Raw genomic sequence first — 20,624 nt, 5'->3', positions numbered from 1 at the left:
GTGGGAAACTTGTGTATAACGCGACGCGATTGCGTTTTTTGAAGGATCTGACCGCATGAATGGCGCCGAAGCCCTTGTCCACACCTTGATCAAATCCGGGATCGACACGGTATTCGCCAATCCCGGCACCAGTGAGATGCATTTTGTCGCCGCCCTCGACCGCATCCCCGGGCTGCGCTGTGTGCTGTGCCTGGATGAAGCGGTGGTGACCGGTGCCGCCGACGCTTATTATCGCATCACCGGCAAGCCGGCCGCGACGCTGATGCATTGCGGGCCGGGCCTGGCAAACGGGCTGTCCAATCTGCATAACGCAAGGCGCGCGCAATCGGGCGTGGTGAACATCGTCGGCGACCAGGCGACCTACCACCGCCCGCTGGACGCGCCACTGACCGCCGATGTCGAAGGGCTGTCCGGCCCCGTCTCCGCCTTCACCCGCCGCGCCATCAGTTCATACGATGTGGGGCCGAGTGCCGCGGCCACGATCGAGGCGGCGCGCGTCTGGCCGGGTCAGGTGGCGACCTTGATCCTGCCCGCCGACACCGCCTGGGACGAGGGCGGGGTGGTGGCAGAGGCCGCAGCACCGGCGCCGGGCAAGCCGGTCTCCACCCGCGCGCTGGAAACCGCCGCCGCGATGCTGACCAACGGTTTGCCGACCCTGCTGCTGGTAGGCGGAAGCAGCCTCGATGAGTCGCCGCTGCTGGAAGCCTGGCGTATCACGCAGCATACCGGGGCGCGGCTGCTGGCCGAACGCTCCATCGCGCGCATCGCCCGCGGGCGGGGGCGCGTGCCGGCCGAGCGCATCCCCTACCCGATCGATGACGGCATCAAAGCCTTCGTCGGCGTCAAACAGATCGTGCTGGTGAACACCGGCGAGCCGGTCTCGTTCTTCGCCTATCCGGACAAGCCCGGCCGGCTCTACCCCACGGCCTGCCAGGTGCATGTGCTGGCGGGGCCGGAGGAGGACGGCCCGGCGGCGTTGGCCGCCTTGCGCGAGCATCTCGGCGCCCCGGCGCTTGCCGCCCCCGAAGCGGCACAGCGCCCGGCTCCGGCCACTGGCGCCGTAACGCCGGAAAGATTTGCCCAGTCGCTGGCGGCGGCGCTGCCGGACAACGCCATCGTGATCGATGAGGCGGTCTCCTTCGGACGCGGCTTCTTCGCCAACACCCATGCGGCAGCCCCGCATGACTGGCTGATGCTGACCGGCGGCGCGATCGGCCACGGCCTGCCGGCGACCGTCGGCGCCGCCATCGCCGCACCGGGAAGGCGGGTGGTGGGGCTGCAGGCCGACGGCTCGGCGATGTACAGCCTGTCCGCGCTGTGGACCCAGGCGCGCGAGCGGCTGGATGTCACCACCATCATCTTCTCCAACCGCAAATACGCGATCCTGCTCGGCGAGCTCGCCAATGTCGGCGCCAATCCGGGCCGCACCGCCCTGGACATGATGGACCTCTCCAACCCCGCGCTGGACTGGTGCCAGTTGGCCGGCGGCATGGGCGTGCCGGCGGCGCGCGCCGCCTCGCTCGATGACCTCAACACCCTGCTGGCCGCCAGCTTCAAACGCCCCGGCCCCTTCCTGATTGAACTGACGATATGAACATCCCCTCGAAACGCCGCTTCGACCCCTCGCTGTTCTTCCACCCCACCAGCGTCGGGCTGAGCGGCGCGGACACGCCGCTCGGCCAGACGGTGCTCGCGCATCTGCGCGGCGGCAATTTCGCCGGCACGATCGGCCTCGAAGGCGAGGCGGAACATGTCGACCTGGCGCTCGTCGCCGACGCGCCGGAGGATGTGGGCGCGGCGCTGATGCGCCATGCGGCGCGCGGCGCGCGCGGCGCGCTCGTGCTCTCCGACGTGCCGGAGCTGGGCCGCCTCGCCAAACAGGCCGGCATCCGCGTGCTCGGCCCCTATTCCTATGGCATGGTGCTGCCCGACCTCGGCCTCAACGCCTCCACCTTCAGCCTGACGCCGCCGCGCGGGCGGCTGGCGCTGATCGGCCAATCCCCGGCCCTGGCACGCACCATCATCGACTGGGCGGTGCCCAACAGCGTCGGCTTCAGCCATATTGTGGGCATCGGCGGCAACAGCGATATCGGGTTCGGCCTGGTGCTGGACCATCTCTCGCGCGATCCGGGCACCGCGGCGATCCTGCTGGAGATCGACCGGCTGCGCGACCCGAAACTGTTCCACTCCGCCGCCCGCGCCGCGGCAAGGCTGCGCCCGGTGGTGGCCATCGCCCCGGGCGTGCGGCTGCGCGAACGGCAACGCAATTCGCGCGGCACGCTGGAGGCCGCCTTCGCCCGCGCCGGCGTGCTGCTGACCAGCTCGATCGGCGAACTGCTGGCGGCGGCGGAAACGCTGACCCGGGTGAAGCCGGCGCGCGGCGAGAGCCTGGCAATCATTGGCAACTCCTTCGCGGCGAGCCGGCTGGCGGCGGATTTCGCGCTGGATAGCGGCATTTCCCTGGCGCAGTTCTCGCCGGAAACGCAGCAGGTGCTGGCCATGAGCATGGGCGCGCCGCCGCCCAACGGCCTGCTGCAGGCCGGCGAGACGCCGACCCGGCTCGCCGACCTGGCTGCCTTGCTCTCGTCAGCGCCGGAGGTCGGCGGCATTCTGGTCGTGCACACGCCCTCGGGCGGCGATGACAGCGTGGCCATCGAGGCGCTGGTCGCCTGCGCGAAAAGCGTCGCCGTGCCGTTGCTGATCGCCGCCCTCGGCGAGGCCAACGGGCTCGCGCACCGGCACCGGCTGGCGGCGGCAGGGCTCGCCTGCTTCGACTCGCCGGAAGCGGCGATCGCCGGGTTCCGACACCTGCTGCGCAACCGCCAGAACCGCGCCGCCGCGCGCGAGCTGCCCTCCTCCGCCGTGCTGCGCGTGCCGCCCGACCAAGCGGCCGCGAAAACCCTGGTCGACCAGGCCTATGCGGCCGGCCAGGAAGCGCTGGTGCAGGACCGGGCGCTGGCGGTGCTCGCCGCCTATAACATTCCGGTGCTCCCCAGCCGTCTCGTCACCACTCCGGCGGACGCCACCACGGCGGCGCGGGAACTCGGCTTTCCCGTGGTGCTCAAGGCGGTGCACCCGAGCATGCCGGTGAACCGGCTGGCCGGCTCGATCGCCATCGACCTGCCGGACGCCGCCGCGGTGCACCGCACCGTGACCGAGATGCGCACCCGGCTCGCGGCCCAGGACCCGGCGCTGGCCAGCGCCGCAATCCTGGTGCAGCCGCAGGCCAATGGGCGGCCGCTGCGCATCCGCGTCAGCGACCATCCGGTCCTGGGGCCGATCCTCGGCTTCGGCATCGGCGCGGGCGATCCGGAGGATGTGTCCGGCCTCGCCGCCGAATTGCCGCCGCTCAACCTGGTGCTGGCGCGGGCGCTGATCGAGCGTTCGGCGGTCGCCACCTCGCTGGCCGCGCATCGCGGCAGCCCGGCGGCCGATCTCGAGGCCGTAGCCGCCACGATCGTGCGCGTCAGCCAGCTGATCATCGACCGGCCAGAGATCCTGGCGCTCGAGCTGGACCCGGTTTTCGCGCACGCGCGCGGGGTGGTCGCCGCCAGTGCCCGCATCACGCTGCGCCCGCGCGGTGCCGTGCGCCCGCCGCTGGTGATCTCGCCCTATCCGAGCGAGCTGATCAGCCACTACGAGGCGAAGGGGCAGGCCTTCCTGCTGCGGCCGGTCCGCCCGGAGGATGCCGACGCCCACGCCGCCATGCTCGGCCGCTTCACCGTCGAGGATCTGCGCTACCGCTTCTTCTCGGCGATCCGCAGCATGCCGCCCGAGCAGATCAACCGCCTCACCGATATCGACTACGCGCGGGAGATGGCGATCATCGCCGTGCGCGAATCCACCGGCGAGACCGCCGGCACGGCACGGCTGGTGCGCAACGACACCGACGGCACCCAGGCGGAGTTCGCGGTTGCCGTGGAGCCGGCGGCCAAGGGGCTGGGCCTGGGCACGGCGCTGATGGGCGCGGTGCTCGACTGGGGCCGGGCGCAGGGCGTGGTGGACATCTCCGGCCAGATCCTGGCCGACAACGTGCCGATGCTCGCCTTCGTCAAACGGCTTGGCTTCACCATCGCGCACATCCCGGGCGAAACCGACATGGTGGAGGCCCGCCTGACGCTAGGGTAAGCAAAAGGAAGGCTACTTTTTGTGAACAAAAAGTAGCAAAAAAACTTTATGAATCTGGGCCATGGGCGTTGGCGGGGACAACGCCCATGCCCTCCGGGGCTATTCCAACGGTGCTACGCACCACCGGAACCTTGAGCCCCTCCGCCCAGCACAGCAAAAATTTTTGCACCGTTTTTTTAAAAGCGGCTGCTTGCTTCCTGCTTTCCCTTGCCACCCGCGAAAAATCGTGCGACAGGCTCGCCTCCCCTGCCGGGTGCGTGGCAACGCGCCCGGCTATTGCTCGTCCCGATCGTGGGAGGTCCAGACCCGGACCGGAGCTGAGAACCAACCGAAGGGAGCTCATATGCCGTTATATGAAACCGTGGTGATCGCACGTAGTGAGATCACGCAGGCGCAGGCTGACGCCGTCGCCGACGCCGTGACCACCCAGCTTGAGACCGATGGCGCTGCCGTCAAAAAGCGCGAATATTGGGGTCTGCGCAACCTCGCCTACCGGATCAAGAAGAACCGCAAGGGCCATTACATCCTGCTCGGTCTTGACGCCGCCCCCGCGGCCATCACCGAAATGGAGCGTCAGCTCAGCCTGAACGAAGACGTTCTGCGCTTCATGACCGTGCGCATCGACGAAATCTCCGAGGAACCCTCGGTGATCCTGTCGCGCAAGTCCGACGATCGCGAGCGGTCGTTCCGTGGGCCGAAGCCGGCCGGGCGCTTCGAGACCGGCCGCAAGCGCGGCTTCGATGAGCGTGAAGAATTCCGCGCGCGGGACGAGTTCCGCGCCGACCGTGACGATTACAGCGCCGAGGAGGAAGGCTGATGTCCGAAAGCACCGAACTGAACCCGGCGGCCCGCCGCCCCGCTGTGGGCGCCCGCCGCCCGTTTTTCCGCCGCAAGAAGTCCTGCCCGTTCTCGGGTCCGGGCGCGCCGGCGATCGACTACAAGGACGTGCGTCTGCTGTCCCGCTTCCTTTCCGAGCGTGGCAAGATCGTTCCGTCCCGCATCACTGCGGTGTCCGGCAAGAAGCAGCGCGAGCTGGCGAAAGCCATCAAGCGCGCGCGCTTCCTGGCGCTGCTGCCCTACGTGCTGACCTAAGGGAGACAGGACCATGGCAGCTGTTGAACTGATTCTGCTCCAGCGCGTCGAGAAGCTCGGCCAGATGGGCGAAGTCGTAAAAGTAAAGCCCGGCTATGCGCGCAACTTCCTGTTGCCGCAGGCCAAGGCCGTCCGCGCCACCAAGGCGAACCGCGAGCGCTTCGAGCGCGAGCGCGTCCAGCTCGAGGCGCAGAACCTGAAGCGCCGCGATGAGGCGGAACGCGTGGCTGAACGCGTGCATGGCCTCAGCGTCACGCTGATCCGCCAGGCCTCCGAGTCCGGCGCGCTGTACGGCTCGGTCTCGAGCCGCGACGTCGCGGAAGCCAGCACCGAAGCCGGCCTCGGCATCGAGCGCTCGCAGGTCGTGCTCAACCACCCGATCAAGATGCTGGGCATCTCCACGGTGCGCGTCGCGCTGCACCCGGAAGTCATCATCGACGTGAAGGTGAACGTGGCCCGCTCCACCGAAGAGGCGGAGAAGCAGGCACGCGGCGAGACGATCGGCGCCGAACCCGAGGAGCGCCCGGAACTGGGCCCGCTGTTCGGCGAGGAAGAGGCCGCCGAGCAGGCCTAACACCGCATACGATCAAGATTTTCTATCGCTTGATCAAAAAAGGAACGGCCCTTGCAGGAATTGCAAGGGCCGTTCCCGTTTCCGGACCTTTTTTTCCGTGAGTGTCACACTTAATTACCAGTGGATTACCCTAACCGTTGACCAATAGGACGGAGAGAGACGTGACTTGGCTCTTCAAGAATTTACTGGACCGGATTTTGGCTGGCGCGATCCGTCGCGGCGGCTTCCAAGTGGTCTGGCCCGACGGATCGCAGAGCCATTACGGTAACGGCGCCGGCACCCAGGCCGGCATCCGCATCAGCAACAACGCCACGTTGCGCCACCTGGCGACGAATCCGGGCATGGCGCTTGGCGAATGCTATATGGACGGCACGCTGACGCCGGTGAACGGCTCGATCCACGACGTGCTGGTCGTGCTGATGGACAATACCAACGACTACAAAGTGCCGATCATGGAGCTCAACACCAAGCTCCTGCGCATCCTGCGCCCCCTCCTGCAGGCCAATAACGCGGTGCGCTCGAAGAACAATGTCGCGCATCATTACGACCTCAACGGCCAGCTCTACGCGCTGTTCCTGGACCGCGACCGGCAATATTCCTGCGCCTATTTCGCGCGCGGCGACGAGACGCTGGAAGAGGCGCAGCTCGCCAAGAAGCGTCATATCGCGGCGAAGCTAAAGCTCGACCGGCCGGATCTGGAAGTGCTGGACATCGGCTGCGGCTGGGGCGGCATGGCGTTGACACTGGCCCAGGAATTCGGCGCCCGCGTCACCGGCATCACCCTCTCGGAAGAGCAGCTGGCCGCGGCCACGGCGCGCGCCGCCGCCGCCGGGCTTTCCGACCGCGTCAAATTCGAGCTGATCGATTACCGCGCCATGCAGCGCCAGTTCGACCGCATCGTCTCGGTCGGCATGTTCGAGCATGTCGGCGCACCGAACTTCCCGACCTTCTTCGAGACGGTGAAACGCTGCCTGAAGCCGGACGGCGTGATGCTGCTGCACTCGATCGGCCGGTTCGACGGGCCGGGTGCAACCAATAGCTGGATCGCCAAATATATTTTCCCCGGTGGCTACTCGCCGGCGCTGTCCGAGACGCTGGCGGCGTTGGAGCGCTCGGGCCTGCGCAGCACCGATATCGAGGTCCTGCGCCTGCATTACGCGATCACGCTGGCACACTGGCGCCGCCGCTTCGCCGCCAACCGCGCCGCCATCGCAGCACTGTATGACGAACGCTTCTGCCGGATGTTCGAGTTCTACCTCTCGGGCTCCGAACTCGCCTTCCGCCTGTCGGATCACATGAACTTCCAGATCCAGCTGGTGCGCGACCAGGAGGCCCTGCCGCTCGCCCGCGACTATATGTTCGAAACCGAACGCACGGCCGGCCATCTCGCCGCGGCTGCGGAGTAAGCGAGAAAGGAAGGCTACTTTTTGTGAACAAAAAGTAGCAAAAAACTTTATTATGCTGGGCCATGGGCGTTTTCGGGGACAACGCCTCAGGCCCAGCATAACAAAAGTTTTTGCGCCGCTTTTTTCAAAAAGCGGCCACTTTCCTTAGCTTAGCGCATGATTGCTCTCCAGCAACCATGCGCTAAGCTAGCGCCATGAACCTGTTTCCCTGGGCGAAACCGAAAATCCCCGTCCTCGTGCTGCGCGGCGTCATCGCTGCCCGGCCGGGGATGATCAATCTCGACGCCTACACCGCCCCGATCGAGCGCGGTTTCGCGCTGGCGAAAAAATCCAAACATTTGCTCCTGGCGATCGAGAGCCCCGGCGGCTCGGCGGCGCAGTCGGACCTGATCGGCCAGTTTATCCGCCGCAAGGCCACGGAGAGCGGGGTGAGCGTGACCGCGGTGATCGGCGATGTCGGGGCCTCGGGCGGCTATTGGCTCGCCTGCGCCGCGGACAAAATCTACGCCAACCGCCTCTCCATCGTCGGCTCGATCGGCGTGATCACCGGCGGATTCGGGCTGGACAAGTTCATCGCGCGTCACGGCATCGAACGCCGGCTGTTCACCGCCGGGGAGAACAAGGCGCGGATGGAAATGTTTTCGCCCCTCCGCCCGCAGGACGCGGAATTCACCCGGGAACTCCTGGAAGAAGCCCACGGCATGTTCAAGGCCTGGGTGCGCGAGCGGCGCGGCGCCCGGCTGACCGGCGACGAATCGAAGGTGTTCGACGGCGGCTATATGAGCGGGGCGCGGGCCAAGGAGCTGGGACTGATCGACGGGCTCGCCGACATCGACACGCTGGTGAAGGAGCTCGGCGGCAAAAAGGCGCGACCGGTCTGGCTGCGCCCGCGGCCCCCGCGCGGCCTGCTGCGCTTCATCACCCGCTCGGCGGTGGAATCAGCCCTCGACGTCGCCGAAGAACGCATCCTGGCGCCCGGCCTGCGCTAACTCCAGACCGTCAGCAGCGCGATCAGAACCAGCGCCACCACGGCCAGCGCCACATTGCCGGCCAGAAATTTCGTGAACGCGTCCCAGCCTCGCTTGGAGGTGTTGTCCATATCCTCCACCGTCGGCAAGCCAGAACCCAGGTTGGTCTCGGTCACCATTGCGCTTCACCCTCGGACTTATTGTTCGTTGCGGTCAGCGTAGAACATGATTCGCAGACTTGCCAAACTTTTGGCCACGCTGGGCCATGGGCGTTGTCGGCGACAAAGCCCATACCCCAGATTAATAAAGTTTTTTTGCTTCTTTTTGTTCACAAAAAGAAGCCTTCACTTCACTGGCCAGTTTCGCCAGCGTCGCGGGATAGAGAAGGTGCTCCTGCTCGAGCACACGCGCGGCCAGGGCGTCTTCCGTGTCATCGGCGAGCACCGGCACTTCGGCCTGGGCGAGAATCGGCCCCTCATCCATGCCTTCGGTCACCAGGTGCACGGTGCAGCCATGGCGCGTCTCGCCCGCCGCCAGCACGCGGGCATGGGTGTCCAGCCCCTTATAGGCGGGCAGCAGGCTGGGATGGATGTTCAGCATCCGCCCGGACCAGTTTCCGACCAGCCAGGGGGTGAGGATGCGCATATAGCCGGCGAGGCAGACGATCTCGATTTTCTGGTCCTGCAGCACCGCATGGAGAGCGCGCTCATGCGCCTCGCGGTCTTTTCCGAAAAGCTTGGCCGGAACCGCCAGTGCCGTGATGCCAAAACCGCGCGCGATCTCCAGCCCCGCCGCGTCCGGCTTGTTGGACAGCACTAGCGCGATCTCCGCCGGATATTTCTGGTCCTGCGCGGCTTCGATCAGCGCCTGCATGTTGGAACCGCGGCCGGAAATGAGCACCGCGACGCGCGGCTTGGCGCTCATGCGAAGAGGCGATCCGTGCCGGAGATCTCGATGCCGGGGCGGTCGGTGACCTGGCCGAGCAGGAACGGCGCTTCGCCTTGCTGGCGGAGCAGCGCCATCGCCGCTTCGGCATCGGAGACGATCAAGGTCATGCCGACGCCGCAATTGAACACGCGCAGCATCTCTTCCGGCGCGACATTGCCGGCCTTGGCGAGAAACGGGAAGATTGCCGGCATCGCCCAGGGACCATTGAGCGCCGCGCCGCAGGTTTCGGGCAGCGCGCGGGGCAGATTGCCGGGCAGGCCGCCGCCGGTAATGTGCGCCGCACCTTTCAAAAGGCCGGCCCGGTGCAGCGCCAGCATCGGCTGCACGTAGATCCGCGTCGGCGCCATCAGCGTCTCGGCCAGGGTTTGGCCGGACGCGAACGGTGCGGCTGCGTGCCAGTCGAGCCCCGCCAGGGCAATGATCTTGCGCACCAGCGAAAATCCGTTGGAATGCACGCCCGAGGACGGCAGGCCGAGAATCGCATCGCCGGGGCCGACTGCTGCCGGCAGCAGATTGCCGCGCTCGGCCGCCCCGACCGAGAAGCCGGCGAGGTCGTAGTCACCTTTGGCGTACATGCCCGGCATCTCCGCCGTCTCGCCGCCGACCAGGGCGCAGCCGGCGATGCGGCAGCCCTCGGCGATGCCCGCGATCACGCGCTGCGCAGCCGCCACGTCCAGCGCGCCGGTCGCGAAATAATCCAGGAAGAACAACGGTGCGGCGCCTTGCACCACGAGGTCGTTGACGCACATCGCCACCAGATCGATGCCGACATAGTCATGAATGCCGGTGTCGATGGCGATCTTGAGCTTGGTGCCGACGCCATCGGTGGTGGAGACCAGAATCGGGTCCGAGAACCCCGCCGCCTTGAGATCGAACAGCGCGCCAAAGCCGCCCAGACCGCCCATCACCCCGGCGCGCGTGGTCGCTTTCGCCAAAGGTTTGATCGCCTCAACAAGGGCGTCGCCCGCCTCGATATCCACACCGGCATCCCGGTACGTCACGCTGGTCATGTCAGCCTCCGATGCGCTAAGCCAATGTCATGACTTCGCAGTTTGCCATTCAAATTCAGCCGCGTTTCAACACAGGCTCACGCGGCGCGCAATCGCCGGTTTCGCATCCCGCGCCGTTGCTCCCCCTATGGTGAACGGTTCGCGCACGGATCGCCCCCTGACCGACAAGACGCAATGGCAGCGCATCGCCCTCATAGCGGTCTTCCTGCTGGTGCTGTGGGGATTTCTGCGCCTGTTCTCCTCGATCCTGATGCCCTTCGTGGTGGCCGCGGGATTGGCGTATTTTCTCGACCCCGCGGTCACCCGGCTGGACCGGATCGGCCTGCGGCGGCCGCTCGGCACCTTCCTGCTGCTCATCGCCGTGGTCATGGCGGGGGTGCTGTTCATCCTGCTGCTCTATCCGGTGATCGCCTCCCAGGCTTCGGCGCTGGTCAGCAACCTGCCGAGCTACATCAAGACCGCGCAGCATATTTTCGGACATCTGGTGGCCGTGGCGCAGATGCGGCTTGGCCCTGGCCTCGTGAGCCAGAAACTGCGCGACATCGCCACCAACCAGGCCGGCACGATCGTCTCGTTCTTCGGCACCGCGGCCACCCATATCATCGGCAGCGGCTTCGCGGTGGTGAACATCCTCACGCTGCTGATCATCACGCCGATCGTCACCTTCTATTTCCTGCGCGACTGGCCCTCGATCATCCGCCATGTCGATACCTGGCTGCCGCGCCCCTATGAGGCGGTGATCCGCGCCCAGGCGATCGAGGTGAACCGCATCCTCGCCGCCTGGATCCGCGGCCAGGCGATCTGCTGCCTGGTTCTGGCGCTGGTCTACGCGGTGGGGCTGACCATCGTCGGGCTGGAACAGGGCCTGGTCGTCGGTCTCGCCGCCGGGATGCTGTCCTTCATCCCCTATGTCGGCACGCTGTTCGGCGCCGTCACGGCGATTCTGCTGGCGCTCGCCCAGGCGCCGGGCTGGCATAGCGTGCTCTCGGTGGTCGCCGTGTTCACCTTCGGCCAGGCGCTCAACGACTATGTGATCCAGCCGCGCTTTCTGGGCGACCGGGTCGGGCTGCCGGCGGTGTGGGTGATCTTCTCGCTGTTCGCGGGCGGGGCGGCGTTCGGGTTCCTCGGCGTCATGCTGGCGGTGCCGGTGACGGCAACGCTGGGCGTGCTGGCCCGCTTCTGGCTACGCCGCTACCTGCACAGCCCGCTTTATCTGGATCCGCCCCCGTCATGAGGCAACTGGCCTTGCCCTTCACGGAAGTGCCCGGTTTCGCGGTGGAGGATTTTTGCGGCGCGCCGTCCAATGCCCTGGCGCGGGACTGGCTGGAACGGCCGGAGAGCTGGAGCAACGGCCGGCTGGTACTGTGGGGCGAGGCCGGCTGCGGCAAGACGCATCTGCTGCACATCTGGGCCGCCGCGCAGCGGGCCATGATCCTCGACGGCGGCACGCTGCACGGGCTGATCCGCCCCACCGGCCCGGTCGCCGTGGACGATGCCGATATCGCGCCCGACCCGCGCACGCTGCTGCACCTGCTCAACAGCGCCACCGAAGCCGGCTTGCCGGTGCTGATGACGGCGCGCACCCCGCCCTGGCGCCAGTCCTACAAGCTCGCCGATCTCGGCAGCCGGCTGCGCGCCTCGGAGGTCGTGGAGATCCGCGCCCCGGAGGACGAATTGCTGGCTCTGCTGCTCACCCGGCTGAGCGCGGAACGGCAGCTCACACTCGGCATCGCGGTGCGCAACTACCTGCTCACCCACCTGCCCCGCACCGCCGCGGCGATGCGCGAGGCGGTGGCTCGGCTGGACCGCATCGCCTTCGACCGCGGCGCCCGGCTGACCCGCGCTTTGGCCGCGGAATTGCTGGAAGACCTCTGCCACGAAGACGGACCGGCTTAGAAGAAAGCAGCCGCTTTTTAAAAAAAGCGGCGCAAAAACTTCTTTCATGCTGGGCCATGGGCAGTGTCGGCGACAAAGCCCATGCCCCAGATTAATAAAGTTTTTTTGCTTCTTTTTGTTCACAAAAAGAAGCCTTTTCCCTTCGCTTGATCTCAAGCAAACATGTTCTAAGCTGAATCGCCGATTCATTCACGCGCCGCGCCAGACGGACGATCATCGCTCATAGGAGGGCGCCATGGACCAGACCACGACCAGACCCGTTCCCGAGGTCGCCCTGGACGACCCCACCCGCTTCATCAACCGCGAGCTGTCCTGGCTTGACTTCAATTTCCGGGTCGTTTCCGAGGCTGAGAACGCGCATCATCCGCTGTTGGAGCGGTTGCGCTTCGTCTCCATCAGCGCCTCCAATCTCGACGAATTCTACTCGGTCCGGGTTGCCGGGCTGATCGGCCAGGCCCGCGCCGGCGTGCTGGAACGCTCCCCCGACGGCGCCACCGCGGCCCAGCAGCTGCACGCGATCAATGCCCGGTCGCGCGAACTGATCACCGCCCAGCAGGCCGCCTTCACCCATGTGCGCGCGCTGCTGGCGCAGGCCGGCATCGTCATTTACGGCGCCGCGCAGCTGACCAACGAGGACACGCAGTTTCTCGACAGCTATTTCATGGAGCGCGTGTTTCCAGTGCTGACGCCGCTGGCGGTGGACCCGGCGCACCCCTTTCCCTTCATCCCCAACATGGGCCTGGTGATGGCACTGAAGCTGGCGCGCGACGACGATCGCGGCCAAATGTCGGCGCTGATCCCGATGCCCAGTCAGGTCGAGCGCTTCGTGCGCCTGCCGATGGCAGCCGGAAAGCCGATCCGCTTCATCATGCTCGAGGAGCTGGTGAGGATTTTCATGCACCGGCTGTTCCCCGGCTTCCAGGTGCAGGGGTCGGGGCTGTTCCGGCTGATCCGCGACACCGATGTGGAGTTCGAGGAGGAAGCCGAGGACCTCGTGCAATCCTACGAGACCGCGCTGAAACGGCGGCGGCGCGGCGCCGCCATCCAGCTGACCCTGCAGGGCGACATGCCAGCCGACCTGCGTGAACTGGTGATCGACGCGATCGATGCGCCCGCCGAAGAGGTCTATGCCGAGACCGGCATCATCGGCCTGGTGGACGTCAAGCAGATGATCGTCGACGACCGGCCGGACCTGCTCTTTCCGCCTTATACCGCGCGCTTCCCCGAGCGCATCCGCGACTTTGGCGGCGACTGCTTCGCGGCGATCCGCTCGAAGGACATTCTCGTCCACCACCCGTTCGAGAGTTTCGACGTGGTGGTGCAGTTTCTGCGCCAGGCGGCGGCCGACCCGGCGGTGGTGGCGGTGAAGCAGACGCTCTACCGCACCAGCCGCGACTCGCCCATCGTCAAGGCGCTGATCGAGGCGGCGGAGGCCGGCAAATCGGTGACCGCGATGGTCGAGCTGCGCGCGCGCTTCGACGAGGAAGCGAACATCCGCCTCGCCCGCTCCATGGAAGCCGCCGGGGTGCAGGTGGTGTTCGGTTTCGTAGGCCTGAAAACGCACGCGAAAATGTCCTATGTGGTGCGGCGCGAAACCGGCAGCCTGCGGGCTTATGCGCATTTCGGCACCGGCAACTACCACCCGATCACGGCGCGGATCTATACCGACCTCTCCTTCTTCACCTGCGACCCGGCACTGACGCGCGACGCCGCGCGGCTGTTCAACTACATGACCGGCTACGCCCGGCCGGAAGAGATGGAGCAGCTCGCCTTCTCGCCTTTGACCACGCGCAAAACCCTCGACGCGCTGATCGAAGCGGAGATCGCCAACGCCAAGGCCGGCAGGCAATCGGGCATCTGGCTGAAGATGAACTCGCTGGTCGACGACCGGCTGATCGACCATCTCTACGAGGCCTCGCGCGCCGGCGTGCCGATCGACATCGTCGTGCGCGGCATTTGCTGCCTGCGGCCGGGCGTGCCAGGCCTCTCCGAGACGATCCGGGTGAAATCCATCGTCGGGCGTTTCCTGGAGCATTCGCGCATCTGCGCGTTCGCCAACGGCCACGCTTTGCCGTCGCGGGAGAACAAGGTGTTCATGTCCAGCGCCGACTGGATGGCGCGCAACATGGATGGGCGTGTGGAGACCTTCGTGCCGATCCATAACCCGACCGTGCACGCGCAGATCCTCGACCAGATCATGGTGGTGAACCTGCGCGACGACGCGCAATCCGCCGAATTGCGGCCGGACGGCGTCTGGGTGCGGGTCACGCCGGGCGATCCGCCCGCCTCGGCGCACGAATATTTCATGACCAACCCGTCCCTCTCCGGGCGTGGCTCGGCGCTGCATGGCGGGCTGCAGCCCGAACGGGCGCGGGCGCGGTATAAGAAGCGGGTGGATTAAGCGGAAAAAGTAAGACTACTTTTTGTGAACAAAAAGTAGCAAAAAAACTTTATGAATCTGGGTCATTGGCGCTGCCGCCGACGCAGCCCATGACCCAGCATAAAAGAAGTTTTTGCGCCGCTTTTTTTAAAAAGCGGCCACTTCCTTAGCCAAGCATTTCAGCCAGCAGTTCCGCGGAATGGCCATTGGCGATGGTGGCGGCGCGCGCATCGTAATGCACGCCGTTCACGCGGGCGAAGGCGTGGTGCACGTCCGGATAGATGAACGCGTCGATGAACTCGTTATCCTCGGCGCCGTCGAGCACCGCTTCCACCACTTCCGCCGGGCAATACTCATCCAGCTCGGCGATGTGCATCAGCAGCGGCGCCTGGATATTGTCGAACTCCGGCACCAGCCCGTCGAGGCCGACGCCGTAGTAGGAGACGTTCACGTCGGCGTCCGAACGGGTCGCCATCATCACCGCGAGGCGGCCACCGAGGCAGAAGCCGATCGTGCCGGCCTTACCGTTGCAGCCCGGCAGCTTGCGGGCGGTGTCCAGCGTCACCTTCAGATCCTCGACGCCCTTGTCCTGGTTGAAGCCGTTCATCAACTCGAGCGCCTTCTTCCACTCGCCTTCGCTCTTGTCGGTCAGGTTCACACCGGGCTCCTGACGCCAGAACAGATCCGGGGCGATGGCGATGAAGCCCATCTCCGCCAGGTTCTCGGCGGTGGCGCGCAGCGCGTCGTTCACGCCGAAAATCTCCTGGATCACCACCACGGCGCCGGCCGCGTCCTTGTTCTTCGGCTCCCAGATGAAGGCCGAGAATTCGCCCGCTCCGTCGGCGGCCTTGAGCTTGATTTCGCGCATGTGAAATTCCTTTGGTTGAGTGGCAGGCCTGGAGCAGGTTCCGTTCGCTCAAGCGCACGGAACCTGCTCCAGGTCTTTGTTTTAGCGAGCAACTTCATCCGATCGAATGAGTCCATTCGATCGGAGGCGCGCTAAAGATAGTGCTCTTCCAGCGGAGCGAAACCGTTGAACCCCTGACTTGCGTAAGTTGTCACATACGCGCCCGTGTCGTGGATCAGCACACGGTCTCCGGCCTGCAGGTCGAGCGGCAGGTGGTAGGAGGATTTCTCGTACATGATATCCACGCCGTCGCAGCTCGGACCGGCCAGGGCCACCGGCCCGATGGCGCCGTCGCCGGCGGTGATGCGGTAGCGGATCGCCTCGCCCTCGGTTTCCGCCAGCCCGCCGAAGCGGCCGATATCGAGATACACCCAGCGGCGCTCATCGGCCGCTATGCGGCGGCAGACCAGCACCACCTCGGCGGCGACGACGCCGGCCGTGCCGACGATGGCGCGGCCCGGCTCGATCAGGATCTCCGGCAGGTCGTTGCCGAAATGCTCGATCATGGTGCGCATGATGGCGTCGGCGAAGGTCTCCACGCCGGGCACCTCCTCGCGGTAGCTCACCGGCAGGCCGCCACCGAGATTGAGCATCTTCAGCTCCAGCCCATTGGCCTTGAGATCGGTGAACAGCATCGCCACCTGGGCGATCGCCAGCTCATAGGCCGGCGTGCCGGTCTGCTGGCTGCCGACATGGAAAGACAGACCATGCGGCACCAGGCCGAGGCCGGGCGCGGCGAGCATCAGCTCGCGGGCGCGATCGACGGTGGTGCCGAATTTTTTCGTCAGCGGCCAGTCCGCGCCCTCATTGGCGACGGCGATGCGGCAATAGACTTTCGCGCCCGGCGCGTGGCGGGCGATTTTTTCCAGCTCCTCGATGGAATCGAAGGCGAACAGCGGCACGCCATGCGCATAGGCGGCGGCGATGGCGGCGGCTTTTTTGACCGTGTTGCCGTAACTGATGGCAGCCGCCGGCGCGCCGGCGGCCAGGCAGGCCTCGATCTCGGGCAGGCTGGCGGCGTCGAAGCAGGCGCCCTTTTCCGCGAGCAGGCGCAGGATCTGCGGCGCCGGATTGGCCTTCACCGCATAATAGATTTTCGCCGCCGGCAGAGCCGCGCGCAGCGCTGCATAGTTGCCAGCGACGCGGTCAAGATCCACCACCAAGCATGGCGTGGCCAGGCCGGCAGAGTCGAGAAATGAAGCGATTTTTGGAGTCATCGCCCACACCTTTCCTATGAAGGCCCGCCTGAACAAGGCGGCGGGCGCGGTTTCGAAACGGTCCAACGAACCAGCAACTTCCGGGTTTCCCTGGGCAGTGCTGCCAGAACGCTTGACGTCGTTGCGTAACCAATCCCCATCAGAAAGACCGGCAGAGGCACGTGCGTTGCTGCGTGAAGCGGCCAATACGGCGAGTTTTTCCGGGACGCAAGTGGCTTGTGCCTATCGTTGCGTTATCCTCAGTAATTGTCACCAATTGCAACCGCTACTGCCCAACACCGCGCGGCTTCGCTATTGTAACAGCCATGGACGCCTTGCCTCATATTCTGGTGGTCGACGACGACCGCGAAATCCGCGATCTGCTCGCGAAATTCCTGGAACGCCAACGCCTGCGCGTGACCTCCGCGCGGGACGCCAAAGAGGCGCGCCGGGCCTTCGTGAACGGGCATTTCCAACTGGTGGTGCTGGACCTGATGCTGCCCGGCGAGGGTGGGCTGGAGCTGGCGCGCTGGTTCCGCACCGAGACCAAGGTGCCGATCATCATGCTCACCGCCATGGCCGAGGAGACCGACCGCATCATCGGCCTGGAACTCGGCGCTGACGACTACGTGACCAAGCCGTTCAACCCGCGCGAATTGCTGGCGCGCATCCGCGCGGTGCTGCGCCGCACCGGCGATTCGGAAGAGCGTCACGCCGAGACCGCGGCCAAAACCTACAGTTTTTCCGGCTGGACGCTGGAGACGGCGCGGCGCCGGCTGCTCGACCCCGCCGGGGTGGAGGTGGCGATCACCGGCGGCGAATACGACCTGCTGGTGGCGCTGCTGGATCGGCCGAACCGGGTGCTGACGCGCGACATGCTGCTGGACCTGCTGCGCGGCCGCCAGGCCGGGCCGTTCGACCGCGCCATCGATGTCGCGGTGTCGCGGTTGCGGCGCAAGCTCGAGGATGACGGACGCAATGCGCAGCTGATCAAGACCGTGCGCGGCGGCGGCTACGTGCTCTCCACCCCCGTCGAGCGCCATTGATCCCGCGCCTGTCGCCAACGAGTCTTGCCGGCCGCACTATCCTGATCCTGCTGGTGGGCTTCGCGCTGGTCCAGCTGCTCGGCCTGCTGATCCATACGCTGAACCAGATCTCGCTGGAGCGGATCGAGGAGGAGCAGGATTTCGCGACCCGCGCGGTGATCATCTACCGGCATATCGCGGCGGCCGATCCGGCGGAGCGCGCGGCGATGGTGGCGCGCGAGGCGCTGCCGCACGGCGACACGCTGACGCTAAACCCGCTGCCCCCTACCAGGGGCTATGTGTTGCCGCTGGCGGCGCGGCAGATCATCCGCGCCAGCATCTTTGCCTATGGCATCCCTCGCAGCATCCACCTGCGCGGGCTGATGCTGCTCGGCTTGGGGCAGCACCCGGTGCGCATGATCATCAGTTTCGGCCTGCCGGACGGCCTGCCGTTCAACGCCATGCCGATGCTGCCGCCGGACATAGGCCAGCTGGTGCCGCCGGAATTTTTACTCCCTCCAGAGCTGCTGCCGCCGCCGGCCACCTGGCTCACCCTCACCTCCACCCTGCCCTCGCCGGCGCCCTGGCGCTCGCCGAGCTTCGCCACGGCCTTCATCGTCATGACCCTGCTGGGCGCGGTGATGATCGTCTGGGCGGTGCGGCAGCTGCTGGTGCCGGTGCGTACGCTGGCGCAGGCCGCCGAACGGCTGGGCCGCGACGTGGTGAACGCGCCGGCCCTCCCCGAGGTCGGGCCAATCGAAATCGTCACCGCGGCGAACGCCTTCAACACCATGGCCGCGCGCATCCGCCGCTTCGTCGAGGACCGGACTTTTCTGCTCACCGCCATCGGCCATGACCTGCGCACGCCGATCACCCGGCTGAAGCTGCGTGCGGAATACATGGAGGACGAGGAACAGCGGCTGAAAATGCTGGCGGATCTGGACGAGATGGAGGCGATGGTCGCCGCCACCCTCGCCTTCGGCCGCGACATCACCACCACGGAACCGGTGACCCGCATCGACCTCGCCAGTCTGCTCCGCACGATCCTCGACGAGACCGCGGACGGCGCACCGGAGCAGGCCGAGGCGCTCGAGTTTTCAGGCCCGGACCATCTGACCATCCAGGCCCGGCCGCTGGCGCTGAAACGCGCGCTCACCAACCTCGTCGGCAACGCGTTGAAATACGGCGACGCGGCGCGGCTGACCCTGCACGCACGGGCGAAAGAGTTCGTACAGATCGACATCGACGATAATGGGCCGGGCATCGCCGCGGAGGAGATGGAAGCGGTGTTCGAACCGTTCCGGCGGCTGGAGGGCAGCCGCAACCGCGAGACCGGCGGCTCCGGCCTCGGCCTGTCGATCGCCCGCAACATCATCCGCGCCCATGGCGGCGACATTCTGCTCGAGAACCTGCCGGGGCGCGGGTTGCGAGCCAGCGTGACACTGCCGGTCTAGAGCGCGATGACTTTAAGTCGAACCATTCATGGTTCACCTTAAAGTCTGAATCGCCCTCTAATTTATTTAGCTAGCGCCGGAGTCAGATTTTAGAGCGGATCGCTGCGCGATTCGATCTAAAATCATCCGGCTCTAGAGCAATCAGAAGAAAGCGGCGCAAAAACTTCTGCTATGCTGGGCGGAGGGGCTAAAGGTTCCGGCGGTGCGCAGCACCGTTGGAATAGCCCCGGAGGGCATGGGCGTTGTCGCCGACATTGCCCCTGGCCCAGCATAAAAAAGTTTTTTTGCTTCTTTTTGTTCACAAAAAGAAGCCTTCCTCCTGCTTCCGCTCGGCCGGTCCTCCTGCTCCGCGCGATTGCCACGCACAAAACCGTGTGGCAGTCAAAATCATGCTCCGCAGACTCTATGACCACGTCATCGCCCTATCGGGGCGGCCCGCCGCGCCATATTGGTTGTTCTGCATCGCCTTCGCGGAGGCGAGTTTTTTTCCGCTGCCGCCGGATGCGCTGCTGATCCCGATGGCACTGGCGACGCCGCGCAAGGCGCTGTGGCTGGCCGCACTCGCCACGGTCGGCAGCGTGCTGGGGGGCGCGCTGGGCTATCTGATCGGCTTCGAACTGTTCACGAAACTGGCGCAGCCGATCATCGCATTCTACCACTACCACGCGGCATTTGCGGCGTTTCAGCAGAAATTCGCGCAGTACGGCGTGTGGATCATCCTGATCAAGGGACTGACGCCGATCCCCTACAAGATCGTCACCATCGCCGCCGGCGCCGCCGCGTTCAACTTTCCGGTGTTCATGGCCGCCAGCGTGATCACCCGCGGCGGACGGTTCTTGCTTGAAGCCGTTCTTTTGCAAAGGTTCGGCCCGCCCGCGCAGGCGTTCATCGAGCGGCGGCTCGGCCTTGTGACAGGCGTCTTCGCCGTCCTGTTAGTCGCCGGATTTTTGGTCCTGAAGTTCGCTTGAAGCGAAGGACAAGGAAAGCGCTTCTTTTTGTGAACAAAAAGAAGCAAAAAAACTTTATTATGCTGAGCCATGGGCGTTGTCCGCGACTATGCCCATGGCCCAGCATAAAAGAAGTTTTTGCGCCGCTTTTTTCAAAAAGCGGCTGCTTCCTTAATGCGAAACAAGCACGCAGCGCTCCGCGCGGAGCAGCAGGTCGTGCGTCACCCCGCCCAGCACCCATTCGCGCAGCCGGCTATGGCCATAGGCGCCGGCGACGAGCAGATCGGCCTTGTGCTCGCGCGCGATGGCGTTGAGGCGAATCGCGTCATCGCCGGTCGCGGCCGCAGCCAGAAACCCGGCCTTGATGCCGTGCGCCTGCAACCAGCCCTGCACATCTTCCAGGCGCTTCTTCGCCGCCTCCAGCTCGACGGCCGGGGCAATTTCCACCAGCGTCACCTGGGCCGCGCGCGCCAGGAACGGCAGAGCGTCGCGCACCGCACGGCGGGTCTCGCGCGTGTCCTTCCAACCGACCAGCACATGGGCCAGGGGTAGCGCCAGGACGTCATGCGGCACGACCAGCACCGGCCGCCCGGACTGCATCACCAGATCGGAATTCTCGACCCGGCGCGCCGGGTCGAGCAGCGAGGCGCCGCGGTCATGGCCGATGATGATCAGATCGGCGCAGCGCGACTC

General features: G+C 65.9%; 19 protein-coding genes. 13 read left to right on the top strand and 6 right to left on the bottom strand.

Features of this window, described 5'->3' with window-relative positions; genetic code table 11:
• Positions 1–55: 55 nt before the first annotated feature.
• The 7 genes from VGG47_RS04650 to VGG47_RS04620 all read left to right on the top strand — a co-directional run bounded on the left by VGG47_RS04650 (position 56) and on the right by VGG47_RS04620 (position 8,189).
• Positions 56–1,594, top strand: a complete 1,539-nt coding sequence (locus VGG47_RS04650; protein ID WP_331535920.1) for an acetolactate synthase large subunit — start codon at positions 56–58, stop codon at positions 1,592–1,594.
• A complete protein-coding gene (locus VGG47_RS04645; protein WP_331535918.1) occupies positions 1,591–4,128 on the top strand; it encodes a bifunctional acetate--CoA ligase family protein/GNAT family N-acetyltransferase in 2,538 nt (845 codons plus the stop codon). The genes VGG47_RS04650 and VGG47_RS04645 overlap by 4 nt, the downstream gene beginning before the upstream one ends.
• Before the next feature lie 343 nt (positions 4,129–4,471).
• Positions 4,472–4,945 carry a 30S ribosomal protein S6 gene (gene rpsF / locus VGG47_RS04640; protein WP_331535916.1) on the top strand — a complete coding sequence of 158 codons (474 nt, stop codon included), beginning with the start codon at positions 4,472–4,474 and terminating at the stop codon, positions 4,943–4,945.
• A complete protein-coding gene (rpsR, locus tag VGG47_RS04635; RefSeq protein WP_331535914.1) occupies positions 4,945–5,220 on the top strand; it encodes a 30S ribosomal protein S18 in 276 nt (91 codons plus the stop codon). Before rpsF ends, rpsR begins: the two co-directional genes overlap by 1 nt.
• 13 nt (positions 5,221–5,233) lie before the next feature.
• Positions 5,234–5,794: a 50S ribosomal protein L9 gene (gene rplI / locus VGG47_RS04630; RefSeq protein WP_331535912.1), complete on the top strand. Its 561-nt coding sequence runs from the start codon at positions 5,234–5,236 to the stop codon at positions 5,792–5,794.
• A 161-nt stretch (positions 5,795–5,955) separates the two neighbouring features.
• Complete coding sequence (locus tag VGG47_RS04625; protein ID WP_408841496.1) at positions 5,956–7,200, top strand: class I SAM-dependent methyltransferase; 1,245 nt, start codon at positions 5,956–5,958, stop codon at positions 7,198–7,200.
• Positions 7,201–7,394: 194 nt separating this feature from the next.
• Positions 7,395–8,189 carry a S49 family peptidase gene (locus VGG47_RS04620; RefSeq protein WP_331535910.1) on the top strand — a complete coding sequence of 265 codons (795 nt, stop codon included), beginning with the start codon at positions 7,395–7,397 and terminating at the stop codon, positions 8,187–8,189.
• Here VGG47_RS04620 and VGG47_RS04615 read toward each other — a convergent pair.
• The 3 genes from VGG47_RS04615 to purM all read right to left on the bottom strand — a co-directional run bounded on the left by VGG47_RS04615 (position 8,186) and on the right by purM (position 10,126).
• Positions 8,186–8,347, bottom strand: a complete 162-nt coding sequence (locus VGG47_RS04615; RefSeq protein WP_331535908.1) for a hypothetical protein — start codon at positions 8,345–8,347, stop codon at positions 8,186–8,188. The two genes, VGG47_RS04620 and VGG47_RS04615, sit on opposite strands and share 4 nt — an antisense overlap.
• A gap of 121 nt (positions 8,348–8,468) precedes the next feature.
• Positions 8,469–9,092, bottom strand: coding sequence for a phosphoribosylglycinamide formyltransferase (gene purN, locus VGG47_RS04610; protein WP_331535906.1), 624 nt, complete (start codon positions 9,090–9,092; stop codon positions 8,469–8,471).
• Positions 9,089–10,126: a phosphoribosylformylglycinamidine cyclo-ligase gene (purM, locus tag VGG47_RS04605; RefSeq protein WP_331535904.1), complete on the bottom strand. Its 1,038-nt coding sequence runs from the start codon at positions 10,124–10,126 to the stop codon at positions 9,089–9,091. The genes purN and purM overlap by 4 nt, the downstream gene beginning before the upstream one ends.
• A 127-nt stretch (positions 10,127–10,253) precedes the next feature.
• Here purM and VGG47_RS04600 point away from each other — a divergent pair, with 127 nt between their 5' ends.
• The 3 genes from VGG47_RS04600 (at position 10,254) to VGG47_RS04590 (ending at position 14,423) form a co-directional block, all read left to right on the top strand.
• A complete protein-coding gene (locus VGG47_RS04600) occupies positions 10,254–11,360 on the top strand; it encodes an AI-2E family transporter (protein WP_331535902.1) in 1,107 nt (368 codons plus the stop codon).
• Positions 11,357–12,022, top strand: a complete 666-nt coding sequence (locus VGG47_RS04595) for a chromosomal replication initiator DnaA (protein ID WP_331535900.1) — start codon at positions 11,357–11,359, stop codon at positions 12,020–12,022. The genes VGG47_RS04600 and VGG47_RS04595 overlap by 4 nt, the downstream gene beginning before the upstream one ends.
• Before the next feature lie 235 nt (positions 12,023–12,257).
• Positions 12,258–14,423, top strand: coding sequence for an RNA degradosome polyphosphate kinase (locus VGG47_RS04590; protein WP_331535898.1), 2,166 nt, complete (start codon positions 12,258–12,260; stop codon positions 14,421–14,423).
• 145 nt (positions 14,424–14,568) lie between these two features.
• On the opposite strand, the gene VGG47_RS04585 is transcribed toward VGG47_RS04590, so the two are convergent.
• Together VGG47_RS04585 and VGG47_RS04580 are read right to left on the bottom strand one after the other, a co-directional pair.
• Positions 14,569–15,270 (bottom strand): dienelactone hydrolase family protein, encoded by a 702-nt coding sequence (locus VGG47_RS04585; protein ID WP_331535896.1) that lies wholly within the window; start codon positions 15,268–15,270, stop codon positions 14,569–14,571.
• Between the two features lie 131 nt (positions 15,271–15,401).
• Positions 15,402–16,526 (bottom strand): type III PLP-dependent enzyme, encoded by a 1,125-nt coding sequence (locus VGG47_RS04580; protein ID WP_331535894.1) that lies wholly within the window; start codon positions 16,524–16,526, stop codon positions 15,402–15,404.
• A 305-nt stretch (positions 16,527–16,831) separates the two neighbouring features.
• On the opposite strand from VGG47_RS04580, the gene VGG47_RS04575 reads away from it, so the two are divergent.
• The 3 genes from VGG47_RS04575 to VGG47_RS04565 all read left to right on the top strand — a co-directional run bounded on the left by VGG47_RS04575 (position 16,832) and on the right by VGG47_RS04565 (position 19,952).
• A complete protein-coding gene (locus VGG47_RS04575; RefSeq protein ID WP_331535892.1) occupies positions 16,832–17,551 on the top strand; it encodes a response regulator in 720 nt (239 codons plus the stop codon).
• A complete protein-coding gene (locus VGG47_RS04570) occupies positions 17,548–18,984 on the top strand; it encodes an ATP-binding protein (RefSeq protein WP_331535890.1) in 1,437 nt (478 codons plus the stop codon). The genes VGG47_RS04575 and VGG47_RS04570 overlap by 4 nt, the downstream gene beginning before the upstream one ends.
• 389 nt (positions 18,985–19,373) lie before the next feature.
• Entirely contained in the window at positions 19,374–19,952 is a 579-nt protein-coding gene (locus VGG47_RS04565) for a YqaA family protein (RefSeq protein WP_331535888.1), read from the top strand.
• A gap of 150 nt (positions 19,953–20,102) precedes the next feature.
• On the opposite strand, the gene VGG47_RS04560 is transcribed toward VGG47_RS04565, so the two are convergent.
• Positions 20,103–20,624, bottom strand: a 522-nt coding sequence (locus tag VGG47_RS04560; protein WP_331535886.1) for a universal stress protein, incomplete at its 5' end; no start/stop codon positions are given.

Origin of the sequence: Acidocella sp. (assembly GCF_036489515.1) — a bacterium.
In the GTDB taxonomy this organism is placed as follows: Bacteria; Pseudomonadota; Alphaproteobacteria; order Acetobacterales; family Acetobacteraceae; genus Acidocella.
This window is presented reverse-complemented; position numbering and strand designations above follow the sequence as displayed.